General features: G+C 70.7%; 24 protein-coding genes. 7 read left to right on the top strand and 17 right to left on the bottom strand.

Features of this window, described 5'->3' with window-relative positions:
* Positions 1-223: 223 nt before the first annotated feature.
* Together ABD830_RS46315 and ABD830_RS46310 are read right to left on the bottom strand one after the other, a co-directional pair.
* A complete protein-coding gene (locus ABD830_RS46315; protein WP_345001654.1) occupies positions 224-349 on the bottom strand; it encodes a hypothetical protein in 126 nt (41 codons plus the stop codon).
* Positions 350-433: 84 nt separating this feature from the next.
* Positions 434-1,078 carry a TetR/AcrR family transcriptional regulator gene (locus ABD830_RS46310; RefSeq protein WP_345001652.1) on the bottom strand — a complete coding sequence of 215 codons (645 nt, stop codon included), beginning with the start codon at positions 1,076-1,078 and terminating at the stop codon, positions 434-436.
* 116 nt (positions 1,079-1,194) lie between these two features.
* Here ABD830_RS46310 and ABD830_RS46305 point away from each other — a divergent pair, with 116 nt between their 5' ends.
* Genes ABD830_RS46305 through ABD830_RS46290 form a run of 4 tightly spaced genes read left to right on the top strand, consistent with a single transcriptional unit; the run spans position 1,195 to position 5,372 of the window.
* Positions 1,195-1,692 (top strand): (2Fe-2S)-binding protein, encoded by a 498-nt coding sequence (locus ABD830_RS46305; protein ID WP_345002256.1) that lies wholly within the window; start codon positions 1,195-1,197, stop codon positions 1,690-1,692.
* Positions 1,689-2,666 carry an FAD binding domain-containing protein gene (locus tag ABD830_RS46300; RefSeq protein ID WP_345001650.1) on the top strand — a complete coding sequence of 326 codons (978 nt, stop codon included), beginning with the start codon at positions 1,689-1,691 and terminating at the stop codon, positions 2,664-2,666. Before ABD830_RS46305 ends, ABD830_RS46300 begins: the two co-directional genes overlap by 4 nt.
* Complete coding sequence (locus tag ABD830_RS46295; RefSeq protein ID WP_345001648.1) at positions 2,659-4,893, top strand: xanthine dehydrogenase family protein molybdopterin-binding subunit; 2,235 nt, start codon at positions 2,659-2,661, stop codon at positions 4,891-4,893. The genes ABD830_RS46300 and ABD830_RS46295 overlap by 8 nt, the downstream gene beginning before the upstream one ends.
* A 20-nt stretch (positions 4,894-4,913) precedes the next feature.
* Positions 4,914-5,372 (top strand): nuclear transport factor 2 family protein, encoded by a 459-nt coding sequence (locus tag ABD830_RS46290; RefSeq protein ID WP_345001646.1) that lies wholly within the window; start codon positions 4,914-4,916, stop codon positions 5,370-5,372.
* On the opposite strand, the gene ABD830_RS46285 is transcribed toward ABD830_RS46290, so the two are convergent.
* From ABD830_RS46285 to ABD830_RS46250, 8 genes are all read right to left on the bottom strand, one after another.
* Positions 5,365-6,657 carry an ArsB/NhaD family transporter gene (locus ABD830_RS46285; protein ID WP_345001644.1) on the bottom strand — a complete coding sequence of 431 codons (1,293 nt, stop codon included), beginning with the start codon at positions 6,655-6,657 and terminating at the stop codon, positions 5,365-5,367. The two genes, ABD830_RS46290 and ABD830_RS46285, sit on opposite strands and share 8 nt — an antisense overlap.
* 103 nt (positions 6,658-6,760) lie before the next feature.
* The gene (locus tag ABD830_RS46280) at positions 6,761-7,954 is read right to left on the bottom strand and encodes a site-2 protease family protein (protein ID WP_345001642.1); all 1,194 of its coding nucleotides are present in this window, start codon (positions 7,952-7,954) and stop codon (positions 6,761-6,763) included.
* 54 nt (positions 7,955-8,008) lie between these two features.
* Positions 8,009-9,988, bottom strand: a complete 1,980-nt coding sequence (locus tag ABD830_RS46275; RefSeq protein ID WP_345001640.1) for a sensor histidine kinase — start codon at positions 9,986-9,988, stop codon at positions 8,009-8,011.
* 279 nt (positions 9,989-10,267) lie between these two features.
* A complete protein-coding gene (locus ABD830_RS46270) occupies positions 10,268-14,179 on the bottom strand; it encodes an Ig-like domain-containing protein (RefSeq protein WP_345001638.1) in 3,912 nt (1,303 codons plus the stop codon).
* Positions 14,180-14,278: 99 nt separating this feature from the next.
* Positions 14,279-16,111 (bottom strand): glycoside hydrolase family 127 protein, encoded by a 1,833-nt coding sequence (locus ABD830_RS46265; protein WP_345001636.1) that lies wholly within the window; start codon positions 16,109-16,111, stop codon positions 14,279-14,281.
* Positions 16,104-16,868 (bottom strand): carbohydrate ABC transporter permease, encoded by a 765-nt coding sequence (locus tag ABD830_RS46260; protein WP_345001634.1) that lies wholly within the window; start codon positions 16,866-16,868, stop codon positions 16,104-16,106. The genes ABD830_RS46265 and ABD830_RS46260 overlap by 8 nt, the downstream gene beginning before the upstream one ends.
* Positions 16,865-17,779, bottom strand: a complete 915-nt coding sequence (locus ABD830_RS46255; protein ID WP_345001632.1) for a carbohydrate ABC transporter permease — start codon at positions 17,777-17,779, stop codon at positions 16,865-16,867. Before ABD830_RS46255 ends, ABD830_RS46260 begins: the two co-directional genes overlap by 4 nt.
* Positions 17,776-19,050 (bottom strand): ABC transporter substrate-binding protein, encoded by a 1,275-nt coding sequence (locus ABD830_RS46250; RefSeq protein WP_345001629.1) that lies wholly within the window; start codon positions 19,048-19,050, stop codon positions 17,776-17,778. Before ABD830_RS46250 ends, ABD830_RS46255 begins: the two co-directional genes overlap by 4 nt.
* Before the next feature lie 111 nt (positions 19,051-19,161).
* Between ABD830_RS46250 and ABD830_RS46245 the strand changes: the two genes are divergently transcribed.
* On the top strand, positions 19,162-20,175 hold the full coding sequence (locus ABD830_RS46245) for a LacI family DNA-binding transcriptional regulator (protein WP_345001627.1): 1,014 nt from the start codon (positions 19,162-19,164) through the stop codon (positions 20,173-20,175).
* Positions 20,176-20,182: 7 nt separating this feature from the next.
* Here the strand turns inward: ABD830_RS46245 and ABD830_RS46240 are convergent, their stop codons facing one another.
* Positions 20,183-21,121 (bottom strand): beta-ketoacyl-ACP synthase 3, encoded by a 939-nt coding sequence (locus tag ABD830_RS46240; RefSeq protein WP_345001624.1) that lies wholly within the window; start codon positions 21,119-21,121, stop codon positions 20,183-20,185.
* Positions 21,122-21,166: 45 nt separating this feature from the next.
* Between ABD830_RS46240 and ABD830_RS46235 the strand changes: the two genes are divergently transcribed.
* Both ABD830_RS46235 and ABD830_RS46230 read left to right on the top strand, forming a co-directional pair.
* Positions 21,167-21,829, top strand: coding sequence for a TetR/AcrR family transcriptional regulator (locus ABD830_RS46235; protein ID WP_345001621.1), 663 nt, complete (start codon positions 21,167-21,169; stop codon positions 21,827-21,829).
* Between the two features lie 52 nt (positions 21,830-21,881).
* Positions 21,882-22,550, top strand: a complete 669-nt coding sequence (locus ABD830_RS46230) for a TMEM175 family protein (RefSeq protein ID WP_345001618.1) — start codon at positions 21,882-21,884, stop codon at positions 22,548-22,550.
* Between the two features lie 113 nt (positions 22,551-22,663).
* Here ABD830_RS46230 and ABD830_RS46225 read toward each other — a convergent pair whose 3' ends face one another.
* The 6 genes from ABD830_RS46225 to ABD830_RS46200 all read right to left on the bottom strand — a co-directional run bounded on the left by ABD830_RS46225 (position 22,664) and on the right by ABD830_RS46200 (position 26,270).
* Entirely contained in the window at positions 22,664-22,879 is a 216-nt protein-coding gene (locus tag ABD830_RS46225) for a hypothetical protein (RefSeq protein ID WP_345001616.1), read from the bottom strand.
* Between the two features lie 37 nt (positions 22,880-22,916).
* Complete coding sequence (locus ABD830_RS46220; RefSeq protein WP_345001613.1) at positions 22,917-23,267, bottom strand: nuclear transport factor 2 family protein; 351 nt, start codon at positions 23,265-23,267, stop codon at positions 22,917-22,919.
* Positions 23,268-23,271: 4 nt separating this feature from the next.
* Positions 23,272-23,589 (bottom strand): DUF3140 domain-containing protein, encoded by a 318-nt coding sequence (locus ABD830_RS46215; protein WP_345001611.1) that lies wholly within the window; start codon positions 23,587-23,589, stop codon positions 23,272-23,274.
* Between the two features lie 77 nt (positions 23,590-23,666).
* Positions 23,667-24,113 carry a YdeI/OmpD-associated family protein gene (locus ABD830_RS46210; RefSeq protein ID WP_345001609.1) on the bottom strand — a complete coding sequence of 149 codons (447 nt, stop codon included), beginning with the start codon at positions 24,111-24,113 and terminating at the stop codon, positions 23,667-23,669.
* The gene (locus ABD830_RS46205) at positions 24,110-24,901 is read right to left on the bottom strand and encodes an alpha/beta fold hydrolase (protein WP_345001606.1); all 792 of its coding nucleotides are present in this window, start codon (positions 24,899-24,901) and stop codon (positions 24,110-24,112) included. The genes ABD830_RS46210 and ABD830_RS46205 overlap by 4 nt, the downstream gene beginning before the upstream one ends.
* A gap of 352 nt (positions 24,902-25,253) precedes the next feature.
* Complete coding sequence (locus tag ABD830_RS46200; protein WP_345001604.1) at positions 25,254-26,270, bottom strand: LacI family DNA-binding transcriptional regulator; 1,017 nt, start codon at positions 26,268-26,270, stop codon at positions 25,254-25,256.
* Positions 26,271-26,287: the final 17 nt, after the last annotated feature.

Here is a 26,287-nt window from a genome sequence, read left to right as displayed (position 1 = left end):
CCGCCCTGCCGGCGCCCATCACCGCCTCGACGATCAGCGCGTCGTCCGCCGCGACCACCACCCTGACGAGCCGGGCACGGCCGTCCGACCAGTCGAGCCAGGCCACCGCGGTCCGCACCGCCTCGGCGGCGAGATCGACGCCGACCGTCACCATCCCCTCACGATAAGAGCACCTCTCCAAGATTGCTGTCAGATCGGGCCATGGCGAATGAGGCCACGGCCCCTAACGGTCCCATAGCACGCTGATCGGCAGCGCGGCCAGTCCGGTGTCGGTGCTGTGCAGCTTGGGTCGCCGTACGGCTCTGGCGTTGAGGTTGCGCGACCATGCGGGCACCGGCTGCACCGACATTTCACAGCTCGTTGAACCGACATCTGTGACATCAGGCACCGACAGTTCACAGCACACCAACCGACAGACGGCTGCTCCCGGAGCTCAGTCCTCCCTGAGCGTGGGCAGCCCGGCGAGGAACGCCTTGAGCGCGCGGACGAGGGTGGAGAGGAAGTCGGGGCAGGCCGCGGCGAGGTCGGGCTCCTGGGCGTACAGCTCGGCGAGTGCCGGCGAGGGGTTCGACATCGGATAGAGGGCACCGGCCAGGGCGCCGGCGGCGCCGACCAGGTCCACGCCCTCCCCGTCGCGAAGGCCCGTGACCCGGACGACCTGCTCGCCCAGATCGGCGACGACGGCCAGGATGGCGCGCTTGAACGCACGGGCCGCCTCGACGGACACGTTCTGTTCCAGGGTGGTCGCGGTGTGGCCGAGGAGGTCGCAGAAGAGCGGCCGGTCCGCGAGCGTCTCCGCGAGGATCACCGGGACGTCGCCGGAGACCTCGAGCCGGGCGGTGACGGCCGCCGCCCACTGGCGCCATTCCTCGGCGGCCAGGATGAGGAAGATCTCCTCGCGAGTACCGAAATATCGCACGATGTTGGACTTTGCCAGCCCGACGGCCTCCGCGACCGCACCCAGGCTGACGTTGCGCACCCCGGAGGCGACGGCGAGCTCACGAGCGGCCGCGAGGATCGCCTCGCGCCGCTGCTGCTTGTGCTCCGGCCGCCTGGCCCGGAGGAATGCCCGCGTCATGTCGCGCCCCAGCATAGCTACCCCATCTTTAAAGAACACCGTTCTCTTGTTAAGGAAACACCGTTCTGTTAGCGTCAGGACTCCGGACAGAGGGGGAAAGAGTGACCCAGATACGGATGCGGGTGAACGGCGTGGTCGAGTCGCTCGACATCGAGCCGTGGGTGAGCCTGCTCGACGCCCTGCGCGACCACCTGGGGCTGACCGGCCCGAAGAAGGGCTGCGACCAGGGCGCGTGCGGCGCCTGCACGGTCCTCGCGGACGGCGTGCGGATCAACGCCTGCCTGGCCCTGGCCATGCAGTACGCGGACAAGGAGATCACCACGATCGAGGGGATCGCCAAGGACAGCGCGGACACCCACCCGATGCAGCAGGCGTTCGTGCGCCATGACGGGCTCCAGTGCGGTTACTGCACCTCGGGCCAGATCTGCTCGGCCGTCGCCATGCTGGCCGAGCACGCCGCGGGCATGCCCAGTTCCGTCACCCCGCGCCAAGGGGGCACGCACCTGACCGACGACGAGATCAGAGAGCGCATGAGCGGCAACCTGTGCCGCTGCGGCGCCTACAACGGCATCCTCGACGCCATCAAGGACGTCGCCGCGCAGGAGGCGCCATGAAGCCGTTCGCGTACGTGAAGCCGCTCGACGTCGCCGAGGCCGTGGCAGCCGTCGGCCCCGGCACGAAGTTCCTGGGCGGCGGCACCAACCTGGTCGACCTCATGCGCGAGGGCATCGAACACCCCGAGACGGTGGTCGACATCACCGGGCTGCCGCTCGACGAGGTGGACGAGCTGCCCGGCGGCGGGCTGCGGATCGGCGCGCTGGTGCGTAACAGCGCCCTGGCCGCCGACCGCCGCATCCGCGCCGCCTACCCGGTCCTGTCGCAGGCGCTACTCGCCGGAGCCTCGCCGCAGCTGCGCAACATGGCCACCGTGGGCGGCAACCTGCTGCAACGCACCCGCTGCCGCTACTTCTACGACCAGGCGTACGCCTGCAACAAGCGCGAGCCGGGCGCCGGCTGCGACGCGCTCAGCGGGTTCACGCGCGGGCACGCCGTCCTGGGCGTGAGCGAGAGCTGCATCGCCACGCATCCCTCCGACATGTGCGTGGCGCTCGCCGCCCTGGACGCCACGGTCGAGGTCGCGAGCGTGCGCGGCACGCGGCGGATCCCGCTGGCGGACTTCCACCTGCTGCCCGGCGACACACCCCAGGTCGAGACCGCGCTGGCCGCGGACGAGCTGGTCACGGCGGTCGAGCTGCCGCCCGCCCCGGTCGCGGCCAACTCCCGTTACCGGAAGGTGCGCGACCGGGCGTCGTACGCGTTCGCCCTGGTCTCCGTCGCGGCGGCGCTGGACGTGCGGGACGGGACCGTGACGGCGGCCCGGCTGGCGCTGGGCGGCGTCGCGACCAAGCCGTGGCGCGCCCGCGAGGCGGAGCGGATCCTGATCGGCGGTCCGGCGACCGAGGAGGCGTTCGGCCGGGCGGCCGAGGCCGAGCTGGCGCCCGCGACCACGCGGCCGGGCAACGCGTTCAAGGTCGGGCTGGCCCGCGCCACGATCGTGGCCACGTTGAGGGAGCTTACGGATGAGTGAGAAGTACGTCGGCCGCCCCGTAGACCGGCTCGACGGCCTGGCCAAGACCACCGGGCAGGCCCGTTTCGCGGCCGAGCACCCTTACCCGGACCTCGCCCACGCCGCGCTCGTGCACGCCACGGTCCCCCGGGGCCGCATCACCGCCATCGACACCGAGGCGGCGCGGGCCGTGAAAGGTGTGATCGACGTTCTCACGCACGAGAACGCCCCCGCCATGAAGCCTCCGCCCTCCCAGAGCCTGCTGAACCCCAGCACGCTGGTCATCGGGACGTCGGTGAACTACCTGGCCACGGACGAGGTGCACTGGAACGGCCAGCCGGTGGCGGTCGTGGTGGCCGAGTCGCCGGAGGCGGCGCGGCACGCGGCGGGCCTGGTGCGGCCCACGTACGAGGAGCTGCCCGCCGTGGTGGACTTCGCGGCCGAGGAGCCGAACGCCACCCCGCAGAAGGGCAGCGCGATCATGCCGGCGGCGACGAACAAAGGGAACGCCGAGGCGGCGCTGGACGCCGCGGCGGTCTCGGTGGACCTGCGCTTCACCACGCCGCCGCACAGCCACAACGCGATCGAGCCGCACGCGACGACCGCCGTGTGGGACGGCGACCGCCTGACCGTGCACGAGAGCACGCAGAGCATCGCGTGGCTGCGCAGCCACCTCGCACAGCGGTTCGGCGTCCCCCAGCGGAACATCCGCGTGCTCTCCCCCTACGTGGGCGGCGGGTTCGGCGGCAAGGGCTCGGTCTGGGCGGGCACGCTGCTCGCCGTGCTGGCCGCCCGGGCCACCAAGCGCCCGGTACGGCTGGCGCTCACCCGCGCGGCCGTCCACCACACGGTCGGCGGCCGGACCCCGACCACCCAGCGGGTCGCGCTGGGCGCGGAGTCCGACGGGAGGCTGCTCGCGCTGATCCACACCAGCGTGGCCAGGACCGGCCGCGTCGGCGGCATGCCCGAGCAGGTCACCTCGGCCTCCCGGCACCTGTACGACTCCCCGAACATCCGCCTGCGCCAGAGCCTCGTCCGGCTCGACCTCCTCCCCAACACGAGCATGCGGGCCCCTGGCGAGTCCATCGGCACCTTCGCCCTGGAGTCGGCCGTGGACGAGCTGGCCTGCGAGCTGGGCATGGACCCGATCGAGCTGCGGATGCGCAACGAGCCGGCGCGCAACCCGGTGGACGGCAAGCGGTTCGCGAACCGGATGCTGCGCGAGGCGTACGAGCTGGGGGCGGAGCGGTTCGGCTGGCGTGAGCGCGATCCGCGACCCGGCTCGATGACGGACGGGCGGTGGCTGGTCGGCATGGGGGTCGCGTCGGCGTACCACCCGTCGTTCCAGCTCCCGGCGAACGTCACCGTGCGGCTGGGCGCGGACGGCGGCGTCGTGGTGCGGTGCGCCCTGCAGGAGATCGGCGTCGGCGCGGCGACCGCGCAGGCGCAGATCGCCGCGGACGAGCTGGGGGTGCCGCTGGAGTCGGTACGCGTCGAGGTCGGCGACTCCGAGCTGCCGGAGGGCCCGATGGCGGGCGGCTCGGGGCAGACGGCGAGCGCGGCGGCCGGCGTGGTGGAGGCCTGCCGCAAGCTGAGGCGCTCCGCCCTCGGCCTGGCCCTGAAGTCACCGGACTCCCCGCTGCGCGGCGTGACCTCTCCGGAGGCCCGGGATGGCGGGCTCTACCAGGGCTCCCGCGGGGAGACGTACGCGGCGATCCTGACCCGCGCCGGCCGCGACCACCTGGAGGCCGCGGCCGGGATGGGCATGCTCCGGTTCCTCGCGAAGACCGTCCGTGACCAGCGGCGCTGGGTGAAGGCGGCGTGCGGGGCGCAATTCTGCGAGGTGCGGGTGGACCGGGACACCGGTGAGGTACGGGTGTCGCGCTGGGTGGGCGTGTTCGACGTCGGAAGGGTGATCAACGCCAAGACGGTGGCCAGCCAGCTGCGCGGGGGCATCGTGATGGGCATCGGCATGGCGCTGTCGGAGGAGACGCTGATCGATCAGCGCACGGGGCGGGTCGTGAACGCGAGCCTGGCCGAGTACCACGTCCCCGTCCACGCCGACATCCCGCGCATCGACGTGCACTGCCTGGACGAACCGGACCCGACGATGCCGCTGGGGCTGCGCGGGGTGGGCGAGGTCGGCATCACGGGAGTCGGCGCGGCCGTGGCGAACGCCGTGCGCCACGCCACGGGCAAGCGGGTCCGCGACCTGCCGATCACCCTCGATAAGCTGCTTCCGCTGTGACGCCCCGCCTGGAGACGATCATGTCGAAGCCGCCGGTCCCGCCGTTCACCGAGGAGAGCGCCCGCGTCAAGGTGCAGGCCGCCGAGGACGCCTGGAACACTTGCGACCCCGACCGGGTCGCGGCGGCGTACACGGAGGACTCGGTGTGGCGCAACCGCGACGAGTTCGTGACCGGCCGCGACGAGATCAGGGCCTTCCTGCGCCGCAAGTGGGACAGGGAGCTGGACTACGCCCTGCGCAAGGAGCTGTGGGGCGTGCTCGGCAACCGCATCGCGGTCCGCTTCCAGTACGAGTCGCGCGACACCACCGGGCAGTGGTGGCGCAGCTACGGCAACGAGCAGTGGGAGTTCGACGAGTCGGGGCTGATGCGGCGCAGGGAGGCGAGCATCAACGACGTGCGCATCGAGGAGGGCGAACGCCGCATCTTCGGCCCGCGCGGTGACGACGAACGTGGCGTGGACGTGCTGCCACTCAGGTGAGGTAGCGGAGCCACAGGTACGGCACCGACAGCGCCACGGTCACGAACGTGACCACCAGCCCGTACTTCGTGAACTGCCAGAAGCTGATCGGGGTGCCGTTGCGGGCGGCGATGCCGAGAATGACGACGTTGGCCGCCGCCCCGACGGCCGTGGCGTTCCCGCCCAGGTCGGCCCCGATGGCCAGCGCCCACCAGAGGACCTGAGCGGGACCGTCGCCCCCGTTGGCCTGCACGAGGTCGGCCACGATGGGGCTCATGGTGGCGACGTACGGGATGTTGTCCACGACGGCCGACAGCCCGGTCGAGACCCAGAGCAGCAGCATCGTGGTCAGGCCGAGCTGCCCGTGGGTGGCCTCCGAGGCGGCCTTCGAGATCTGGCCGATGACCCCGGTCTCCACCAGCGACCCGACCATGACGAACAGCCCGGCGAAGAACACCAGCGTCGGCCACTCGACCTCGCGGATGGCCTCCTCGGTCGACACCTTCGTGGCCGCCACCAGCACCCCCGCGCCCAGCAGCGCGACCACGGACGGCGCGTAGTGCAGCACGGGATGCAGCACGAACGCCGCCATCACGAGGGCCAGCACGGCGAGCGACTGCCACAGGAGCCTGCGGTCGGCGATGGCCTCCCGCTCGTTCAACGCCATGATCTCCGCAGCCCGCTCGGGGTCGTACCGGAACGACTCCCTGAACAGCCACCTGCACAGCCCGACGAACACCACCACCAGCACGACGATCAGCGGCGCCATGTGGACGAGGAAGTCGTTGAAGGTCAGGCCGCCGCGGCTGGCGATGATGATGTTCGGCGGGTCGCCGACCAGCGTGGACGCGCCGCCGATGTTGGACGCCATGGCCTCGGCGATCAGGAACGGCGCCACGGGAGCCGACAGCCGCTCGCACACCAGGAACGTCACGGGGGCGATCAGCAGCACGGTGGTCACGTTGTCCAGCAGCGCGGAGGCGGACGCGGTGATGACGATGAGCAGCGCCATGAGCCTGAACGGCCGCCCTCTGGCCCGTTTCGCCGCCCAGATCGCCAGATACTCGAATATCCCGGTCTGTTTCAGGACACCGACGATGACCATCATGCCGAGCAGCAGGAAGATCACATTCCAGTCGATCCCGGAGTGCTCGTCGAAGAACGCCGCGCCCGCATCGGTGGCGTGGATCAGCAGCATGACCCCGGCGCCGCCGAGCGCCGCGGCGACCCGGTGCACCTTCTCGGTGGCGATCAGCGTGTACGCGCCGAGGAAGGCCACCACCGCCACCCACGCGGTGACGGTCATGCGGCCTCCGGATCATCAGGGAACAGCGAAACGATCGCCGACCAGACTTCCCGGCACACCTGCCCATAACCTATCAAAAATGCTCAGACGCCCCAGGGAGCGCTCAGGCGGCGTCGCGGTGGTGGCCGTGGTAGGGCGGCGCGAGGTCCGTGCCGCGCGGGCCCGAGAGCGCGCTGCGCAGGTCGGCCGTCTGGACCGTCCGGCTGATGTCCGTGGGCGTCAGCAGCCCGACCAGCCGCCCCGCCGGATCGAGCACGACCGCCCGCCCGTCGGCCCGCCCCGGCATCCTGGCCAGCAGGTCGGTCAGCGGCTCGTCGGGCCTGGCCTGCGGCACGTCCTGCGGCGGGCAGGCGATGTCCGCGAGCCGTACGGTGTCGCGCAGCTCCGGCCGCACCTCGCGGATCCGGCTGAGCGTCACCATGCCGCGGAAGGAGCCGTCCACACCCACCAGCGGATATGTGGACAGCCGGTGCCGCAGCACCACCCGCTCGACGAGCCCGGACACGGTCTCCTCCGGCGAGGCGACCACCGGCTGCGCCGTCATCGCGTCCACGACGCGGATCCCGCGCAGGGCGGTGCCGAGCCGGGTCTGCTGCTCCTCGGCGGTGGCGGCGCTCACCAGGAAGAGGCCGATCAGCGCGAGCCACAGCCCGTCGAAGCTGCGCCCGGTGGCCACCTGCAGGAATCCCGTGATGATGAGCGCGTACCCGAACCAGCGTCCGGCCCGCGCGGCGGTGATCGCCGCCCGCGCCCGGTCGTGCCAGCGCATCCACAGGACCGCCCGCAGCACCCGCCCGCCGTCCAGCGGCGCGGCCGGGATCAGGTTGAAGACGGCGAGCAGCACGTTCACCCCGGCCAGGTACGCGAACACCCCCGTCACCAGCGACGCGCCCGAGAGCAGCCCCGCGCCCAGCCACGCCGCCCCGAACACCAGCCCGGCGACCAGGCTCGTCGCCGGCCCCACGACCGCGATCCGCAGATCCGCGCCGGGCGTGCGCGGCTCGCCACGCAGCTCCGCCACCCCGCCCAGCAGCCAGAGCGTGATCCGCTCCACCTCGATGCCCTCGCGCCGCGCCATGATCGCGTGCGCCAGCTCGTGCGCGAGCAGCGAGCCCAGGAACAGCACCGCCGCCACCAGCCCGGCCAGCAGGTAGACGGGCAGGGAGTGGCCGGGGAAGACCGCGGGGAAGCGCCCGTAGGCCAGCCCGAACACCAGGATCGCGACGATCACCAGCACACTGACATTGAGCCCCACCTGCACGCCCTTGATGCGGCCCAAAGGGATCGATGAACGCATCTCGGCCTCCCCGGGGATCGACTCCCCCTGGCCAGCTGCCCGCAAAGGCGCGTCTCAGGCCACCTCACGCGCGGTCAGGAGAGGGAGCATGACCTCCACGCGCGTTCCCGCGCCGGGCTCGCCGTTGACCACACAGATCCCGCCCAGCTCCGCCGCGCGCTCGCGCATCGATCCGAGCCCCACGCCCGCGCGATGCGCCTCGGGCAGGCCCTTGCCGTCATCGGCGATCAGCACGCGCAGCACCGACCGCTCCCGCTGCAGGACGATCCGGGCGGTGGCGGCCTGGGCGTGCCGCCGGACGTTGGTGAGGGCCTCCTGGACGATCCGGTAGACCGCCACCTCGACGGCCGCGGGCAGCTCCGACAGGTCTCCCTCCACCTCGACCTCGGCGGGCGGCGAGGACTGCTCCGCCAGCTCCTCCACCGCGCGGATCAGGCCCAGGTCGTCGAGCGCGGGCGGGCGCAGGCCGTACACGAGCTCGCGGATGTCCCCCGTGACCGCGCCCATGCCGGCGTGCAGCTCGCGCAGCAGCTCGTCGGCCGCCTCCGGGGACTTCTTGAGGCTGAGCCTGGCCATGTTGATGGTCATCGCCATGGCCGAGAGGGTCTGGCCGAGCCCGTCATGCAGGTCGCGGCGCAGGCGGCGGCGCTCCTCCTCCCTGGTCGTCAGGATGCGTTCTCTGGAACGTTGCAGGTCGGCGGCCATCCGCACCGCGTGCGCCACGTCGGCCGCGTACGGCGTGAGCGTGGCCAGCACCCGCTCGTTGTGCGCGGCGGGGAAACGGCGCGGGCCCGGCGGCCCCACGAGCAGGCGGCCGACGCGCTCCCCGTGCCAGATCAGCGGCACCTCGCGGACGTCGGCGCCCACCCGGCCGCTCTCGATGTAACGGGGCTCGCCGTCGGCCACCTCCACGGCCACACCCTCGACCGCCAGTCCGTCGCGCAGCACGCTCACCACCGAGGTCAGCGCCCTGGACGGGTCGCCGCGCCGCAGCGCCTGGGTCAGGCGCTCCGCCAGCAGGCCGGGGTCGCCGACGGCCCCGTACAGGAGCCGGTCCACGGCCCGCTGCAGCGCGCGCCGCAGCGGCTGGAAGAACGCGCCCGCGAACAGCGCGGCGACGACGCTGGCCACCTGGCCGTAACCGGAGACCAGCAGGCTCGACAGCGCGCCCGCGCCGAAGTAGACGGCGCTGATCACGGCCACCACCCCGGCGGCCACGAAGGCCCGGCTGATCACCGTGTCGATCCCGTAGAGCCGGTAGCGCATCACGGAGAACGCCGTCGCGACCGGGATGAGCGTCGCCCAGCCGACCGCGATCCACCCGAACTCGGGCACGAACGCGGTCACGACCAGGAAGAGGATGTACCCGGCGAACGCCAGCAGCGGCCAGCCGATCTGCCGCCTGGTGACGGAGTCCGCCCGCCGCAACCGCACGGCCAGCGACAGCGCCGCCAGCGCCATGGAGACGTAGATCCCCGTCCAGGCGATCACCGATACCGTCTCGGCGTACGGGGCGAGCTCGAGAACCTGCAGCGGGTTGGGGATGGCCCGCGGGTACGGCGTGTGCGCCGGCGGCACGCGGAGCACGGCGCGCAGGAAGTCGGTCGTGATGGAGGCGAAGCCCAGCACCAGCACCGGCCGCCAGCGAGGGGAGGGCAGGCGACCGTCGGGCGAGTACAGCGGCAGGACCATGGTGAGCGTCACGCCGCACACCGCCCACCCGAGCTGGGCCGGCAGGCGCAGGCAGCCCGCGAGGAGGAACTCCCCGTCGGCGGCGGCGCGGAACATCAGCGCCTGCGAGAGGTCGCTGATCGCCGCCGCGAGGCCGCCCGCGCACATGAGCCACGCCAGGTTCAGGCGGGGGCGGTGGAAGAGGAGGAACGCGCCCACCGCGGGGAACGTCAGACCGGCGGCCGTCTGGGGGCTCACCGTCCTGGCGGGCGTCCACGCGTCGGGCAGCCCGGCCCAGAGCGCCACCGCGACCACGATGAGCAGCGGCGACAGGACCGCCATGGCGATGGCGGCGAGCCGCACGCCCGTCACTCCACCGGCCCCGACACCGACACCGACACCGACACCGACACCGACCGTATCGCCGACCGTATCCCCGGCCGTATCCCCGACGGCATCACCGGCGGTCTCGGCGAACCCCCCAGCCATTCCCCTCGCCCCGCCCTTCCGATGCCAGGTACGCCTCCCGTTGAAGAGGATTATGACCGCTTTATCGGGATAAACGTGCCAAACGTTTCGGCGAGCGTGGAGACCCTGCCCTGGCCCGCGATCTCGCAGAGGCCAGGGCAGGGAACCGAGGGGCTACTCCACCGTGACCGTGACCTTGGCGGCGACGGCCGTGCCCGGCACCTGGCCGTTCACCGTGAACGTCCCTGGCTGGGCGTACTTGTCAGGGCTGATCGCCTCCCAGGTGACCGCCACGGAGCTGTCCTTCGACCCGTCGTTGTACGTCGCCACGACGGTCCCGGGCAGCGAGGGGGCGACCCCGGCGCGGGTCGTGACCGCCTCCTCCGCGATCGAGGTGATCGTCACCGCCGACGTCGTGCGGACGTACACGGTGGCCTCGGCGGGCCGGCGCACGCCCTCGGCCAGCCCGACGACGGTGAAGCTGGTGCCGCCGGTCTTCACCTGGTCGGCCGTCACCTGCTGCCAGGTGACGGCGGCCGAGCTGCGGGCGCCGTCCGCGTACAGGGTCTCCACGGTGGCCGGCAGCTTGGGCAGCGCGCCGACCAGGGTGGGGACGTGCACGGGGCGCACGGAGTCCGGCGGGACCTCGAAGGCCTTGACCTCCAGCAGCCCCACCGACGCCCCGTCGGCCTCGAGCTGCACGCGCAGCTTCGAGGTCGTGACCGTGTCGAACGAGACGGTGTTGTAGGCGTCGATCGCCTTGGGGTACGAGGCGACGCCGGTGACGTCCTCGAACGAGTCGCCGTCCCACTGCTGGATCTTCCACGAGGCGGGCACGCGCACGCCGCCGCCGTCGTCGAAGAAGTACACGTCGGCCTTGTTCAACCGCACCGGCGACGGCCATTCGAGCTGCACCCACTGCGTGTCCTGCTGCGGCCAGGTGCCCCAGCGCGGGTTGGACCCGTCGTTGGAGCGCGGCGGGTCGATGCCGTCGTTGATCGCGGCGACCTTCTCCCACGGCGAGGTGTAGGAGGCGGTGGGCGTGGCCTTGGGGGCCACGTTCACCTGCGCGGCCTGGGCCGTCGCGGCGACGGTCACGGTCGTCGAGGTGCTCTTCGCGCCGTCCGTGGCGGTCAGCTTCAGCCGGTACGTGCCCGGATCGGAGAACGAGACGACCGTGCTCGTGCCCGTCGGGTCGGTGAAGAACGCCTCACCCGGACCGTCGACCTTGGCCCACTGGGTGGTCAGCCTGCCCGACGGCAGCGCGTCGTCCTTGGCCACCGCGTCGATCCTGGCCTGGCCTGGGCGGCTGAAGGCGGGATCGACGACGGCCACCACGTACGGGGCCCGGTTGGCGACCGAGCCGGCGTCCGCGCCCGTCCGGTACGCCTGCACCTCCTTCAGCCCCGTGGCGTACCCGGGCCGATGTGTGACCAGCACCCGCAGCTTCTGCGCCGTGACGGCCGGGAAGCGCACCTCGTTGAGGTTCGCGCGGGGATAGACGGGTTTCTTCGCCTGGTTCGGCACGTCCTTCCACGCGTCGCCGTCCTGGTACTGCAGCTGGTAGAACGCGGGCTCGCGGTACCCGGCCGCCTTGCGGTCGTTGAAGAAGTACAGCTTCACGAGGTCCACCTGCTGGGCCGAGCCGAGATCCACCTCCAGCCAGTCCTGCGCCTTGCCCGAGCCCTTGCTGCCCCAGTACGGCTCGTTGATCGTGAACCCGTCGGCCGCGCCCGCCGCGTCGCCGAAGGAGGCGGTGGCGGACCTGACCAAATTGGGGCGGTCGGAGCGCAGGTCCACGCCGGCCTTCTGGAACAGGTCCTCGATGCGGTCACCGGTCAGCTTGACCTGGGCCGGTGCCTTCATCGATCCGGCCTTCTCCGAGTGGACGACCTGGCCGCCCTCGACCTGGCCGGTCGCCGGGTCCCACACGGCGTGCGCGAGCCCGGACAGGGTGACCTTGCGCTTGCCGTCGATCAGGATCGAGTACCCCTCGGGCACCCCGGCGTAGTGCCTGGTCCCGTCGCCCGGCTTGTCCCAGACGATGGTCAGGTCGCTGCCCCGGTAGTTGATGCCGTTGACGGTGAAGTGGTCCCAGCCGATGTCCACCGGCCAGAGCTCGACCTTGCCGTCCGAACGTGGGCGCAGGCCCATGACGTCCTCGATGACCGTCCAGTTGCTGCTGCCCAGGATCGTGTGGTGGATCCAGGAGCGGTAGCCGATGCTCTTGGTCGCGGGGTCCCAGTCGGCCCAGAACTCGTTGGCGTCGGGGTAGCGGGTGTCGCCGCCGATGTACTGCGACCAGGCGTTCCAGTACAGGAGCTGCTTGTACTGGTCAGCCGTGATGTACGGCGAGGTGTACTGCCTCAGCGCCTTGGAGAACAGCGCGAAGTTCCGGGTGGAGTTGATCTGCGAGAAGTTGTTGGAGCCGGGGTTCCCGGCGGCCGCGGCCTCCGCCTTGTCCTTCTGGTTGGCGGTGTACGCCGGAAATATCGGGTACTCCGCGGGGTCGGTCCACAGCCGCAGCGCCTCCCGGTACTTCGGGTCGTCCGTCGGCACGAGCCCGGTGGCGTACGGGATGTAGTTGTTCGACTCCTTCCACGGGATCAGGTTGCCCGTCTGGAGGTCGCGGTGCTTGAACAGCTTGTCCTTGTCGTCCCAGAGCAGCGTGAGGATGCCGTTCTTGACCTTGTCGGCCACACCGCGCATCTCGGCCGCCTTGGCGGAGTCGCCCGTGAGCTCGTACGCCTGCGCCGCCGCCATCGCGTTGGCGTACACGTACGCGCCTTCGAGCCGCTCGTTGGCCCGCCCGTAGTAGTGGAACGACACCGCGTCGGCGTCGTTGCCGGTCATGTACTCCCGGTCGTACTCGATGACCCCGTTCTTGTTGGAGTCGTACGCGTTGAGCTGGCCGTACACGTCCTTCTCGGCGTAGCGGGCGAGGTTGCGCAGGATGGACGGCTGCCCGCCGTGGATCTGGTAGCTCTCCAGCGCAGAGGCCGAGATGTACTGCGTGTAGCTGTTCGACCAGTTCTCGGGGTCGCCCGGATTGTCGGTGTACTTCGAGTTACGCGAGACCTCGCCCACCGACACCCACGGCCCGTACGAGTAGATCGGGTTGCGCAGGTACTTGAGGTCCTGCAGGAACATCGGCACGGTCAGCACGATCGCGTTGTTGTAGCCCAGCGCCCCCTCGACCGAGGTCGGGAACTGGAAGTCGTTCCCGGGGATGTCGGCGTCGAGGAAGTTGAAGCGCATGAGCCACCAGCGGTAGTACACGAACTTCTTGATGTTCTCGTCGGGCACGTCGATGTAGGGGACGTTCTCGGCCCACCAGGCGTTGTAGTCCTGGAGCTGGCGGCGCAGCGCGTCCTGCGGCGAGCGCCCCTTGTAACCGTCGTACTCGGCCCGCGACCCGGGGAGCTCCTCGGTGACGAAGCCCATCTGCACCTTGGTCCGCACGGTCTTGCCCGGCTCGACCGTCACCGAGCCCTTCAGGGCGCCGTCGGCGACCTTCAGCCCGTCACCGCTGAGCCGGGGGAAGATCGTGGTCAGCCTGTTCTTGGCGAACACGGCGCCGGTCAGCTCCCGGTCGCCGTCCGCCGTCCTGGTGTAGGGCGAGGTCACGGTGATCGGCACCGAACGCGCGGCGGACCCGGTGTTGGTGATCTCCAGCGTCGTCACGGCCACGTTCTCGTGCGTGATGAACTTCTTCACCCCGACCGACAGGCCGTCGCCCGCGTACTGGCCGGTCCAGTGGCTGGGCATCTGCAGCCGCTTGGCCACGTCCTCTTTCAGCTCGCCGCCCAGCGAGATCTCGTACGCGCCGCGGTTGTCGATGCTCTCCCAATAGGCCACGTACCCGCCGAAACCGATGACCGACGGATCATGCTCCTTCATGAACAGCGCCCGCCCACGCGACATCAACCACGTGCCCGCCGGATCGTCGCCCGGCCGGGCCAGCATGCGGTCGATCCAGTACGAGTCGCCGCCCTTCTCCTTCCGGTAGATCTCGTCCATCATCTTGCGCGGGTGGTACGCCACGGGCTCGGCGGGCACGGGATCGGCGCCGGTGAACACCGGCATGCCGAGACTGTCCTGCGCGGCGTACGAGGGTGACCCGGCAAGCGAAGCTGTGAGCGTTAACACAGCTAAGCACACCAACGGTTTACGCACTTGCCTCTCCTAGATCGGTAGCCAGACACGCATGGTCGCGGGACCGCGGTTGCCCCACCGGTGGTAGGGCACCAGCCGGAGCGTGACGTCGGTGCCGCTCGCCCGCCCGTCGGAGGCGGGCGCGTACGGCCAGCCATTGCCGTCTCCGGACCCGAGCGACGCCTCGACCTCCAGCTCCACGACGCCGTCCGCCGCGCGCTCCACGGGCGGCTGGACGCGCGCGGTCAGGTCGCCGAGCGGCGGCTCGTCGCTCACCGACTCCGCGCAGTAGACCAGCGGCCCCCGCTCCACCGCCGCGCTCCCCCGCAGCGCGTCGATCCGCCGGTCGGGGTACGTCCACCGGGGCGCCATCGGCAACTCCAGCCGGATCTCGTCACCGGCCCGCCACGGACCCTCGACATAGGCGTAGCCGGGATCGACGGGACGGACCGCCGGGCTCTCCTCCAGCGGCGCGTCCGGCGCGGACGCCGGGACGTGCGCCAGCGTGGCGTCCGTGGCCCAGGCCGGGACGCGCAGGCCGATCCGGCCCTCGCCGCCCTCGAGCACCCGGACGGTCACCGAGCCGCGCCACGGGTAGCCGGTCTCCACCCGCACCGCCAGCCCGTCGTGCCGGATCTCCGACGGCGTGTGGTGGTGGATCTGGATGCCGTCGGCCGACGAGGTCGCGAGGTAGGCGGGCAGCGAGGCCAGCGTCCGGGCGATGTTGTGCGGGCAGCAGGCCACGTCGAACCAGGGCGAGCGGAGCCCGCCCTCGGCGGCGTGGTTGACGCCTTCGAGCGGCGTCGCGGGCACCCGCACCTGCAGCGGGTTGGCGTAGAAGAACGACTTGCCGTCCAGCGCCACCCCCGTGGCGAGCATGTTGTACATGGTCCGCTCGGCCAGGTCGGCGTACCGGGCGTCGCCCGTGGCCAGCAGCAGCCGGTGCGCCAGCATGATGGAGGCGATGCTCGCGCAGGTCTCGTTGTAGGCCCGGTCCGGCGGCAGCTCGTAGTCGTCGCCGAACGACTCGTCGATGTGGCGCGAGCCCATGCCGCCGGTGAGGTGCGTGCGGCGGGCGATCGTGCGCTCCCACTGCGCCTCGACCGCCTTCAGCAGCTCCTGGTCGCCGGTCTCGACGGCCACGTCGACCACACCGGAGGCCAGGTAGAGTGCGCGCACCGCGTGCCCGCGGAACACCTGCGCCTGCCTGGCCGGCATGTCGTCCTGGTAGTAGCCGCGGCCGAAGGGGATGTCGGCGAGCGCGGGCAGTCCGCGGCGCTCGACGAAGCGGCGGGCCATCTCCAGGTAGCGCCCGGCGCCGGTGACGCGGTAGAGCTCGACGAGCGCCATCTCGATCACGGGGTGCCCGCAGGTCTCGGTGCCCTGCATGAAGCGGCGGCAGACGTGGTCGGCGGCCCGTACCGCCACCTGGGTCAGCCGGTCCTCGCCGTGCATGCGCAGCCGGGCGACCCCGGCCTGGATGAGGTGGCCGTAGCAGTAGAGCTCGTGGCCCCACTCGAAGTCGGTGTAACGGCTGCCGGACCAGCGGGTGTTGATGTAGCCGTCGCCCTCCTGCGCCTGGGCCACCGTCTCGGCCAGCGCGGGCAGCCCCGGATGGTCGGCCCAGGCCATGGCCTCCAGCAGCTTGTAGGTCTCCGAGTCGCTGAACTCCCTGCCCCTGCGGGGACGCACCCCCCGGAAGTTGGGTATCCAGCCTTCGCGCTCCTCCCATTCCACGCAGTGGGCGATGGTCACCTCGCTGTTGAGCGCGGCCCGGTCGCCCCAGAAGCCCGGGTTCAGCCGTACCTTGTCGAGGCCGAGGGGGGACAGGACGCCCGATGAGGGCAGGACAGGGTTAGCCACGCAGAGCTCCTGACATGAATCCGCGCACGTAGTGGCGCTGCAACACGATGAAGAGGATGAGACAGGGGACCGCCATGACCATGACGCCGGCCTGGAGCATGCCGTAGTCGATCGCGCCGAACGTGTGCTGCGTCATGCTGACCACGGCCACCGGCAGGGTGAACGAGGATCCGTCGTTGAGCAGGATCAACGGTGCGAAGAAGTCGTTCCAGGAGGCGAGGAACGCGAACAGGCCCACCGTGATCAGCGCGGGCCGCACGGCGTGCAGCAGGATCCTGGCGAACGCCCTGAACGTGCCGCACCCGTCCACCAGCGCCGCCTCCTCCAGCTCGCGTGGCAGCGCCTCGAACGCGTTGCGCATCATGAACAGCGCGAACGGGAGCTGGAACATGACGAACACCAGCGACAGGCCGACTAGCGAGTTCTGCAGCCCCAGGTAGCCGAGCAGGACGTAGAGCGGGATCAGGATCGTCGCGTACGGCACCATGAGGATCGCCAGCGTGGCCAGGAACAGCACGTTCTTGCCCGGGAAGTCGAAGCGGGCGAAGCCGTAGCCGCCGAGCGCGGAGATCACGAGCGTGCCTGCCACGGTCATGACCGACACCAGCACGCTGTTGGTCGCGTACGTGCCGAGCCCCTCGCCGAAGCGGGCCATCTCCAGGTAGTTCGACGGCTCCTCCAGCGAGGCGTAGCCGCTCCACACCAGCGGGAACAGGAACAGCACCGCCAGGGCGGACAGCGTGAGGTACCGGCTCATCGCAGCCTCCGCATCATCACCGTGTTGAGCCCGACGAGGGCGACGAGCAGGACGACCGAGAGCGCCGCAGCGCCGCCGAGGTCGAAGCGGAAGAACGCGTCCCGGTAGACGACCATGACCATCGAGACCGTGCTGTTGTCCGGGCCGCCGTTGGTGAAGACGAAGAACTGGTCGAAGGCCAGCAGCGAGCCGGTGACGCTGAGGATCAGCATCAGCGCGAGCGTGGGGCGCAGCAGCGGCAGCGTGATCTTGGTGAACACCTGCCGGCGGTTCGCGCCGTCGCTCCTGGCGGCCTCGTACACCTCGGTCGGTATCGCCTGCAGGCCGGTCAGCAGGATGAGCATGTTGAACCCGGCGAAGCGCCACAGCACCAGCGCGATCGTCGAGAACAGCGCCATGTTGGGCGTGCCGATCCACTTGACCGGCTCGCTGGTGATGTGCAGCGCCTGGAGCAGGGGGTCGATGGGGCCGAAGTCGTTGTTCAGCATCCCGTAGAACAGCAGACCGGCGGCGGCGAAGCCGACGGCGCCGGGCAGGAAGAACGCGGTCCTGAAGAAGCCGATGCCCGGCCTGCGGTCCTGCACCAGCAGGGCCAGGCCGAGCGCGACGGCCGACAGCAGGACCGTCGTGATGGCGGTGTACTTCAGCGTGAAGAGGACCGCGTCGATGAAGAGGGGGTTGTCGCCGATCTTCAGGTAGTTGTCGGGGGCGTTGAACGTGGCCTGGCCGAGCAGGGGCCAGCGGTTGAGCGACATCCAGACGACCAGCGCCAGGGGTGCGATGAAGAGCACTCCCACGATGACGGCCGTCGGGGCCGCGTAGAGCCAGCCCTGGACCTTCCTGCTCCGCCACCGGGCGGACGGCGCGGTGTGCGCCGGCCGCCGCCCGGATCGCGTGATCGTCAAGGTCATTGCTGCAGCGACTTCGTGATCTCGGCGTTGAGCTGGGGGACCTTCGAGGCGTCACCGAACACGGCCTCGCGGGCCATCCGGAGCCACGGCCCCTGCGGGTCGTTGAACGTCTGGCCGAAGCGCAGCGCGTACGGCGTCTGCCCCTTGGCCACCAGCGAGTTGATCAGCACCACGCGCGGGTCCTCGGCGGAGTACTTGTTGCCGGCCAGGTCGGTGCGCGCGAGCACGTCCTTGTTCTTGGCCATGACCTCCACCTGGGCCTCGTCGGATACCGTCCAGGACAGGAAGTCCCAGGCCGCGTCGGGGTTCTTGGAGGTGGCCGAGATGCCGACGGAGTCGCCGCCCACGAACGTCGACTCGCCACCGTCAGGGCCCGCGATCGGGGTGACGCCGATCTTCATGTCCTTGGGCATCAGGCCGAGCGTGGTGGAGGGCATCGGCATGACGCCGATCTCACCCTTGGGGAAGAAGCCGGTCCAGGTCGGGCCCTGCTCCTCCTTGGCCGTCGGGCCGGTGACCTTCTTCTCGTACAGGTCGCGCCAGATCTTGAAGACGTCGGTCATCGCGGCCTGGTCGTTGAGCGACTGGGTGCCCTCGGCGTTCATCACCTGGCCGCCGGCGGCCCAGACGGAGGGCCAGAACGTGAAGACGTAACAGCCGCCGCAGTTGCCGCCGAAGAACGTACCGTGAACCTTGCCGTCCTTGCCCAGCTTCTCCTGGATCGTGGTGGCCTGCTGGGCGAACTCCTTCAGCGACTTCGGTCCCTTCTCCGGGTCGAGGCCGGCCTTCTGGTACAGGTCCTTGTTCCAGAACCAGACCGACAGGTCGAGGGTGTGCGGGAGCGTGTACTGCTTCCCGTCGAGCGTGCCCAGCTTCATGTGCGAGGGCGCGAGGCCGTCCTTGTACGGCAGCTTCGCGATCCTGTCCGTGATGTCCATGAACAGGCCCTGCGAGGTGTAGTTCGGGACGAAGATGACGTCGGCTGCGAACACGTCGGGGAGCTGCTTGGCACCGGCCGCGGCCGCGATGCGCGGCTGGTAGTTGTCGGTAGGAATGACGGTGAGCTTCACCTGGATGTTCTTGTGACTGCCGTTGTACGCCTTGACCAGCCGCTCGCTCTGCGCCTGGGTGGCGGCGCGGGTCCACATGGTGATCGTCACGGGGCCTTCCGACGGCTTCGCGCCCCCGCCACCTCCGCCACCGCTGCCGCAGGCCGCCGCTGTGAGCGCTAACACGCCGAGTAGGGAGATCCCGGCCAGCCTTCGTCTCATGATGTGCTCCTGGACTTAAAGGTTTTCGGAAACGTAGAAGAAACAAGAGTCCATGTCAATGGGTGCTAGGGTTCTAGGCAGTTCACAGGTGACCGAAAAGGGTTTCGAAACATGGCGACTAAGCGGGCGACCATCTCCGATGTGGCCTCGCTGGCGGGGGTCTCGATCGCCACGGCGTCCAAAGCACTCAACGGGCGCCAGGACGTGCGGGCGGCAACGCGCGAGCGCGTGCTCGCCGCCGCGGCGGAGCTCTCCTTCCAGCCGAACGCCCTGGCGAGGGGGCTGATCTCGGGGCAGACGCGCACGGTCGGCCTGCTGACCTCCGACAGCGTCGGCCGGTTCGGCATCCCCGTGCTGCTCGGGGCGGAGGACGCGTTCGGGGCCGGCGAGATGGCCGTGCTGCTCTGCGACGCCCGGGGCGACGCGATCAGGGAGCAGCACCACGTACGGGCGCTGCTGTCGCGCCGCGTGGACGGGCTGATCGTGGTGGGCGAGAGCACGAACCCGCGGCCGTCGGTGAGCAAGGAACTGCCGATCCCGGTGGTGTACGCCTATGGCCCGTCGGAGGACCCGGAGGACGTGTCGTTCGTGCCGGACGACGTGGGCGCGGCGGCCATGGCCGTCAACCACCTGCTGGCCATGGGCCGCCGCAGGATCGCCCATATCACCGGCCCGACGCACTACAAGGCGGCACGCGACCGCGAGGAGGGCCTGCGCCAGGCGCTCGAGGAGGGAGGCGTGGCGCAGGCCGGGCAGACGCTCTCAGGGCCGTGGTCGCAGCGGTGGGGGCGGCACGCGGCCGAGATGCTGCTGATGGCCGAGCCGGAGATCGACGCGGTGTTCTGCGGGAGCGACCAGATCGCGGCCGGTTTCGTGGAGGCGGCCAGGGAACGCGGGCGCCGGGTGCCGGACGACATCGCGGTGGTGGGCTACGACAACTGGGAGGTGCTCTCCACGGAGACCCGGCCCGCGCTGACCACGGTGGACATGAACCTTGAGCTGCTGGGCAGGACCGCCGCCCAGCACCTCTTCGCGGCCATCGACGGCAAGGCGACGCCGGGGGTGCACAAGATGCCCTGCCAGCTCGTCATCCGCGACTCCACCTCCCCGCCGGGCATCTCCTGAAGCGCTGTCAGGGGCAGCGTACGATCATTCCCGCGTAGGACAGGTTGCCTCCGAAGCCGAAGAGGAGCATCGGCGCGCCGCTCGGGACCTCACCCCGTTCCAGCAGCTTCGACAGGGCCAGTGGCACGCTCGCGGCGGAGGTGTTGCCCGAGTCCACGACGTCGCGCGCCACGATCGCGTTGACCGCCCCCAGCTTGGCCGCGAGGGGCTCGATGATGCGCAGGTTCGCCTGGTGGAACACCACCGCCGCCAGGTCCTCCGGCCGTACGCCGCCGCGCTCGCACGCCCGGCGGGCGATGTCGGGGAGCTGGGTGGTGGCCCACCGGTAGACGGTCTGGCCGTCCTGGGAGAAGCGGGTCGGGGTGCCCTCGATGCGTACGGCGGTGCCGAGCTCCGGCACCGAGCCCCACACCACCGGGCCGATCTCCGCCTCGGCCGCCGCGCTGACCACGGCCGCCCCCGCCCCGTCGCCGGTCAGCACGCATGTGGTCCGGTCGGTCCAGTCGGTGACCGCCGTCATCTTGTCCGCCCCCACGACCAGGGCGTTGGTGGCCGCCCCCGCACGGATGGCCTGGTCGGCCAGCGCCAGGGCGTGGGTGAAGCCGGAGCACGACACGCCGACGTCCATCAACGCCGCGCCCGGCACGCCGAGCCTGGCGGCGACGCGGGAGGCGACGTTGGGGGCGCGCTCGGTCTGGGTGCAGGTGGCGATGAGCAGGAGGTCGATGTCGGACGCGGCCAGGCCACTCGCCGCCAGGGCCTTCGCGGCGGCGTGCCCGGCGAGGTCGGCCACGCTCTCGTCGGTCTCGGCCACATGTCTGGTACGGATGCCGACCCGCTTGCTGATCCACTCGTCGCTGGTGTCCACCATGGCCGCCAAATCCTGATTGGTCAGGATTTTTGCTGGTTGATAGTGGCCTGTGGCGACAAGGCGTGATCCGTTCATAGGCCGGACTATAGCAACCGAACGTTCGGACGCTAAAGTACCGGCATGAGCCCGCGCAAGTCCGTCGCCGAAGCCCTCAGCACGCGTGCGGCCATCCTCGACCGCTCGGTCGCCATCGCCTCCGCCGAAGGGCTCGAAGGGCTGACCATCGGCCGCCTCGCCGGCGACCTGGGCATGAGCAAGGCAGGCGTGCTCGGGCATTTCGGCTCCAAGGAGGCATTGCAGCTCGCCGTCCTCGCCCGGGCCGGCGAGGTCTTCCGTGCCGAGGTCTGGGAGCCCGCCATTCCCGCCGCGCCCGGCCTGGCCCGGCTGCGGGTGCTCTGCGAGGCGTGGATCTCGTATCTGGAACGGGAGGTCTTCCCCGGCGGGTGCTTCTTCGTGGCCGCGGCACACGAGTTCGACGGCAGGCCGGGACCGGTGCGGGACGCGGTCGAGTCCCGGTTCGACGCCTGGCGCGGGCGGCTGCGCAAGGAGGCCGGGCGCGCGGTGGACGCCGGGGAGCTGCCGGAGCGGACGGATCCCGGCCAGCTCGTGTTCGACCTGCTGGGCACGGCCATGGCCCTGAACCATGCCATCCAGCTGCACCGCGACCCGCGGGCGCCGGAGCTCGCCCGCCGCACCGTACAAGCCCGTCTGGGCCGCCCTGCCGCTGCGACCGGTCAGGTCCGCCGCGATCCTCCGGAGCCGGCCACCGACCCGGCGCGCTGATCCTCTCCGGGTTGATGCCGAGCGGATCGCGTCCGTGGCACACTGGCAAACCGTGTCAAATAAGGGCAGGACGGATAGCCAGGTCTCCCCTCACTTCACCGACGAAGAGGACCGGCGGCATGTCCGCGAACGGCTGGTCTTCTTCTCCGATGCGGTGATCGCCATCGCGATGACGCTACTCGCACTGGAGCTGCCCGTACCGCATGGGCAGACGAACGCCGAGGTCTGGCACTCGTTCGTGGAGTTGCTCCCCGACGAGTACCTGAACTTCGTGATCAGCTTCGGGGTCATCGCCGCGTTCTGGGTCGCCCACCACCAGTACTTCCGCGAGATCCACGTGGTGGACGCCACACTGCGGCGGTACAACCTCGGCTGGCTGTTCCTGGTCGTGGTGGTGCCGTTCGCCACCCGGGTGAGCAGCGAGGTCGGGGATCTCATCCTGGGCCCGGTCCTGTACGCCGTCGTCATCAGCGCAATCGCGCTGCTCATGGTGCAGATGGTGCGGCACGCGACCCGCGCTCACCTCATGCGTACCGAGGCGCCCACGCAACGGATGCGCGGGTTGGTGGTCGGCACGGGCACGGCGGCGGCGGTGTTCCTCCTGTCGATCCCGGTGAGCTTCGCCAGCCCCTCCTGGGGCAAGTACTTCTGGCTGCTCACGGTCGTCGCATCGCGCGTCACGAACCGTGTGTTCGAGCGCCGCACCGCACCCGCCTCCTAGCCCGCCCCCTCGACCCGCGAGCGGGGACGCGCATCCCCGGGTACGGGATCGAGGGCAGCGTCCTACGCCCGGCCGCGTGCTCCGCAAGGGCGACCGGGGAGCCGGGCCGTGTGCTAGGCGCCCGCCGACAGCCGTTCGAAGAGCGCCACCGCCGCCTCCCGGACCTCGTCCGGAGAGACGCCGTCCAGCGTCATCCTGGCGTGCGAGATGTCACGGGTCGTGGCCAGCGTGATGGCCACGGACGAGGCTGCGGCGTGGTCGATCGATCCCGTCGGGGCGGCGTCAGCCAGTTCCTGGGCGCTCGCGGCGAGGTCGAGGTTGTCTCTCAACGGATCTCCTCGGATGAAGACGGTTCGGCCCATTGCATCATTTGACGTCCTGTCGCATCCACCATTCGGTGAATTCCCGGCATCGGCCGTCGGGTACGAACCTGATCACCCACAGGTTACTGTACGTTTTGTCCGGATATGAAGTGACCCCCTCGATAACGCTCACGTCATCGGCCACGGTCACCGGCTGCCACTCGAATGTGGCCTCACCTGGCTTGTCCCGCCGCCCCAGCCACTGCGAGACGATCTCGTCACGCCCCTGCCAGGGCGGCCCGTACGGCTCGGTGTAGTAGATGGCGTCCTCGGTGAAGAGCGCGGAGATGTCGTCGGGGTCGTTGGAGTTCCAGGCGCGTACGTACCCCTCGATCCACGGGCGCGGCTCGACCATCGGCCTACCCTCTCAGCGGATCGTGGCCCACGGACATGAGCTCCCGCCGTGACTCGTCGTCCGTCCGCTCGCCCAGGGTCTCGACGAGGTCCACGACCTGGCGCATCAGCTCGACGTCGTCCTCGGTGAGGTCGCCCTTCCGCTTGCTCAGGACGTGCAGCACGCCGCGCCCCAGCTCGTCGATGCCCAGGTCGGGGTCGGGCGGGAAGCTGTCCTCGCCGGAGGCGTCGGCCAGCAGGTACGCGCGCAGCTCCTCGGAGTTCATGTTCACCAGCCGGTGGAACTCGTCCCACAGCAGGTCGGTGTCAAAGCCCTCAGTCATGGTGGCCGCATACCCGCCGAACACTGCGTTACGCGCCTGTCGCCGGGTCGGACGGGACCCAAGCTGGGCGAACGCCCTCAGCCGATGCCGTCGGCGAGCTTGGCGACCGTGTCGGCGACGCGCCGCTGCCTGGTCTCCGGCTTCTTGGCGCCCTCGATCTGCAGCACGTACCGCCGCTTGCGCGAGTAGGACAGGCTCTCGAAGAACTTCCTCGCCTCGGGGGCGCGCTCGAGTGCCTCGGCCAGGTCCGCGGACACCTCGACCTCCCGGGGCGCGGCGTCGATCGCGACCTCCACCTCGACCTCCTCGCCCGCCGACACGCCCGCGCCCTGCCGGTTCTCGGCGCTGAGCGGCAGCATGAACCGGCCGCCCATCGGGGCCACCGTGCTGCGGTAGGTGTGGGAGTTGATCGTGACCGTCACGGAGGGCCGCTTCCCGGCGCCGAGCCCCTCGACGACCTCGGCGGGGACCTCGAATCCCGTGGCCGTCTTGCCACCCAGCTCGATCGTGGCGCGGAACCTCATCGGAAGAAGCCCTCCAACACGGGCGCCAGCGCCGCCGGCTTGACGATGTGGGTCTGGCCTTCGAGCGTACGGTGCTCGGCATTGGGCAGCAGCTCGGCCAGCGACCTGGCGGCGTTGCGGATCCACGCCTGGCTCTTGCCGCCGTCCATGACGAGCGTGGGGACCTTCACGGAGGACCAGCTCGACGCCGGGTACGGGGTGCCGCGCTCATACGGGGTCACGAACGCCGCGTCGTACGGGAGCGTGTGCGCCACGGCCTTGATCGTGGACCAGGCGGGCATGAACCGCATCAGGGCCACGACCACCGCCGGCAGGCCGACGCCCTTGCGCATGAAGTAGCGGACCGCGTCGGCGCTGCGGCCCTCGGCCACCATCTCGTCGAGCCGGCGCTCGTAGTCGTCGGGGATGGGTGGGCGGCTGTCGTCCACGATGAACGGCGGCTCGTACAGTGCCAGCTTCTCGACCGGCAGCCCGCTCTCGACGGCCGCCAGCGCCACGGCGGCGCCCGACGACGTGCCGTACAGGCGGACCTCGCCGGCCTCCGCGACCAGGGCGGCCAGGTCCTCGATCTCCCGCTCGGGGGCGAACGGCCTGGTGTCGCCGCTCTCACCGCGTCCGCGCCGGTCGTAGGTGTAGACCGTGAAACTCGCGGCCAGCGCGGTGGCGAGGTCGGTGTTGATGCTCTGGCCGCGATAGCTCATCGCGCCGTCCACGAGGATGACCGGCGGGCCCTGGCCTGCGCGGGTGTACGCGATGGAGGTGCCGTCCGCCGAGATGACCTTGCTCATGATGTCCTCCGTTCCCTGGGATGAGAGTACGTGCCGACAAAAAAAATTGTCAAGACGCGGCGGGCGGCTTCGGTCACGGTTTGTGCCATTTCACATCTCGTTTAGGTATAGGCGTACTCAGGCGGTCTGCCCCGAACTCCGTCATGGTTGGAGCCGTCCCGGCGCGGGGGACGCGGGGGCGGCTCCGGGGGGCGTGCCGCGAAGGAGGGGACGGCACGTGCCGCGGGTGCGGGACCCGGCGGTCTGCCAGCCGCCCGGCTCCCACCCGCGGCACGTGCCGGGACGCACAGGGCGGGTGCGACCGGCCTACCCTCGGCGCCGCACGGCCGTCGGGCGCCTGGGGGGCGAAGGTCTACGTACTGGAGTGGACCGGCCCGGTGCTGCCGCGCGGCGTGAGCACCGCCGCCTGGTCCTCGTACGGGGGCACGCTCTCGCCCGCGATCAGCGCGAGCAGCCGCTGGGCGGCGTGCGCGCCGTACGCGGGGATGTCGCGGGTGAGCGCCGTCAGCGGCGGCCGGACGACCTGGGCCAGCGGCGAGTCGTCCCAGGCCACGATGGACAGGTCGCGCGGCACCTCCACCCGCATCTCCTGGGCGACGGACAGGCCCGCCACAGCCATGATGTCGTTGTCGTAGACGATCGCCGTGGGGCGGTGGGGAGAGCTGAGCAGCCGCCTGGTGGCCCTGGCGCCCTCCTCGCCGGTGTAGTCGGTGTGCACGGTGACGTGCTCGGCCACGCCCTCGCACGCCTGGGCGAACGCCTGGTCGCGTACGGTCGTGTGCACCAGCTCGGGCAGCCCGGCCACCCGCGCGATGCGGCGGTGGCCCAGCGCCACCAGGTAGCCGACGGTCTCGCGCACCGCCTCGCCGTCGTCGGACCAGATGGCCGACAGCGAGCCCGACTCCGAGGGGTGGCCGATGACCACGACCGGCATGCCGAGCTGCTCCAGCTCGGCCACCCGCGTGTCGGAGTAGTGCAGGTCCACGAGGAACACGCCGTCGATCCGGCTCTCACCCCACCAGCGCCGGTAGACCTCGCTCTCCTGCTCGTGGCCCGTGACGACCTGGAGCAGCAGCGCGTAGGAGCGGTCGGCGAGCACGCCCTCGATGCCGCTGATCAGCTCCATGAAGAACGGCTCGACGCCCAGGATGCGCGCGGGACGGCAGAGCGCGAGGCCGACGCAGTTGGCCCTGGCGCCGTTGAGTGCCCGCGCCGCGCTGTTGGGCTGCCAGCCGATCTCCTCGGCGATGGCCACGATCCTGGCCCGCGTCGCCGCCGACACGCCCGGCTGCCCGTTGAGCGCGTAGGAGACCGCCACTTTGGACACCCCGGCCCGGCTGGCGATGTCGGCGATCGTGGGTCGCTTCACGGTCTCCCTCTCTGAAC

The organism is Nonomuraea helvata (assembly GCF_039535785.1).
GTDB classification, from domain to species: domain Bacteria; phylum Actinomycetota; class Actinomycetes; order Streptosporangiales; family Streptosporangiaceae; genus Nonomuraea; species Nonomuraea helvata.
The sequence above is the reverse complement of the archived record's forward strand: the minus strand, read 5'-3'. Positions and strand labels throughout refer to the sequence as shown.

Coding starts and splice junctions, on each gene's coding strand:
- ABD830_RS46315 (WP_345001654.1), bottom strand. CDS start 349: ATGTCGGTGCAGCCGGTGCCCGCATGGTCGCGCAACCTCAACGCCAGA.
- ABD830_RS46310 (WP_345001652.1), bottom strand. CDS start 1,078: ATGACGCGGGCATTCCTCCGGGCCAGGCGGCCGGAGCACAAGCAGCAG.
- ABD830_RS46305 (WP_345002256.1), top strand. CDS start 1,195: ATGCGGGTGAACGGCGTGGTCGAGTCGCTCGACATCGAGCCGTGGGTG.
- ABD830_RS46300 (WP_345001650.1), top strand. CDS start 1,689: ATGAAGCCGTTCGCGTACGTGAAGCCGCTCGACGTCGCCGAGGCCGTG.
- ABD830_RS46295 (WP_345001648.1), top strand. CDS start 2,659: ATGAGTGAGAAGTACGTCGGCCGCCCCGTAGACCGGCTCGACGGCCTG.
- ABD830_RS46290 (WP_345001646.1), top strand. CDS start 4,914: ATGTCGAAGCCGCCGGTCCCGCCGTTCACCGAGGAGAGCGCCCGCGTC.
- ABD830_RS46285 (WP_345001644.1), bottom strand. CDS start 6,657: ATGACCGTCACCGCGTGGGTGGCGGTGGTGGCCTTCCTCGGCGCGTAC.
- ABD830_RS46280 (WP_345001642.1), bottom strand. CDS start 7,954: ATGCGTTCATCGATCCCTTTGGGCCGCATCAAGGGCGTGCAGGTGGGG.
- ABD830_RS46270 (WP_345001638.1), bottom strand. CDS start 14,179: ATGCCGGTGTTCACCGGCGCCGATCCCGTGCCCGCCGAGCCCGTGGCG.
- ABD830_RS46260 (WP_345001634.1), bottom strand. CDS start 16,868: ATGAGCCGGTACCTCACGCTGTCCGCCCTGGCGGTGCTGTTCCTGTTC.
- ABD830_RS46255 (WP_345001632.1), bottom strand. CDS start 17,779: ATGACCTTGACGATCACGCGATCCGGGCGGCGGCCGGCGCACACCGCG.
- ABD830_RS46250 (WP_345001629.1), bottom strand. CDS start 19,050: ATGAGACGAAGGCTGGCCGGGATCTCCCTACTCGGCGTGTTAGCGCTC.
- ABD830_RS46245 (WP_345001627.1), top strand. CDS start 19,162: ATGGCGACTAAGCGGGCGACCATCTCCGATGTGGCCTCGCTGGCGGGG.
- ABD830_RS46240 (WP_345001624.1), bottom strand. CDS start 21,121: ATGAACGGATCACGCCTTGTCGCCACAGGCCACTATCAACCAGCAAAA.
- ABD830_RS46235 (WP_345001621.1), top strand. CDS start 21,167: ATGAGCCCGCGCAAGTCCGTCGCCGAAGCCCTCAGCACGCGTGCGGCC.
- ABD830_RS46220 (WP_345001613.1), bottom strand. CDS start 23,267: ATGGTCGAGCCGCGCCCGTGGATCGAGGGGTACGTACGCGCCTGGAAC.
- ABD830_RS46215 (WP_345001611.1), bottom strand. CDS start 23,589: ATGACTGAGGGCTTTGACACCGACCTGCTGTGGGACGAGTTCCACCGG.
- ABD830_RS46210 (WP_345001609.1), bottom strand. CDS start 24,113: ATGAGGTTCCGCGCCACGATCGAGCTGGGTGGCAAGACGGCCACGGGA.
- ABD830_RS46205 (WP_345001606.1), bottom strand. CDS start 24,901: ATGAGCAAGGTCATCTCGGCGGACGGCACCTCCATCGCGTACACCCGC.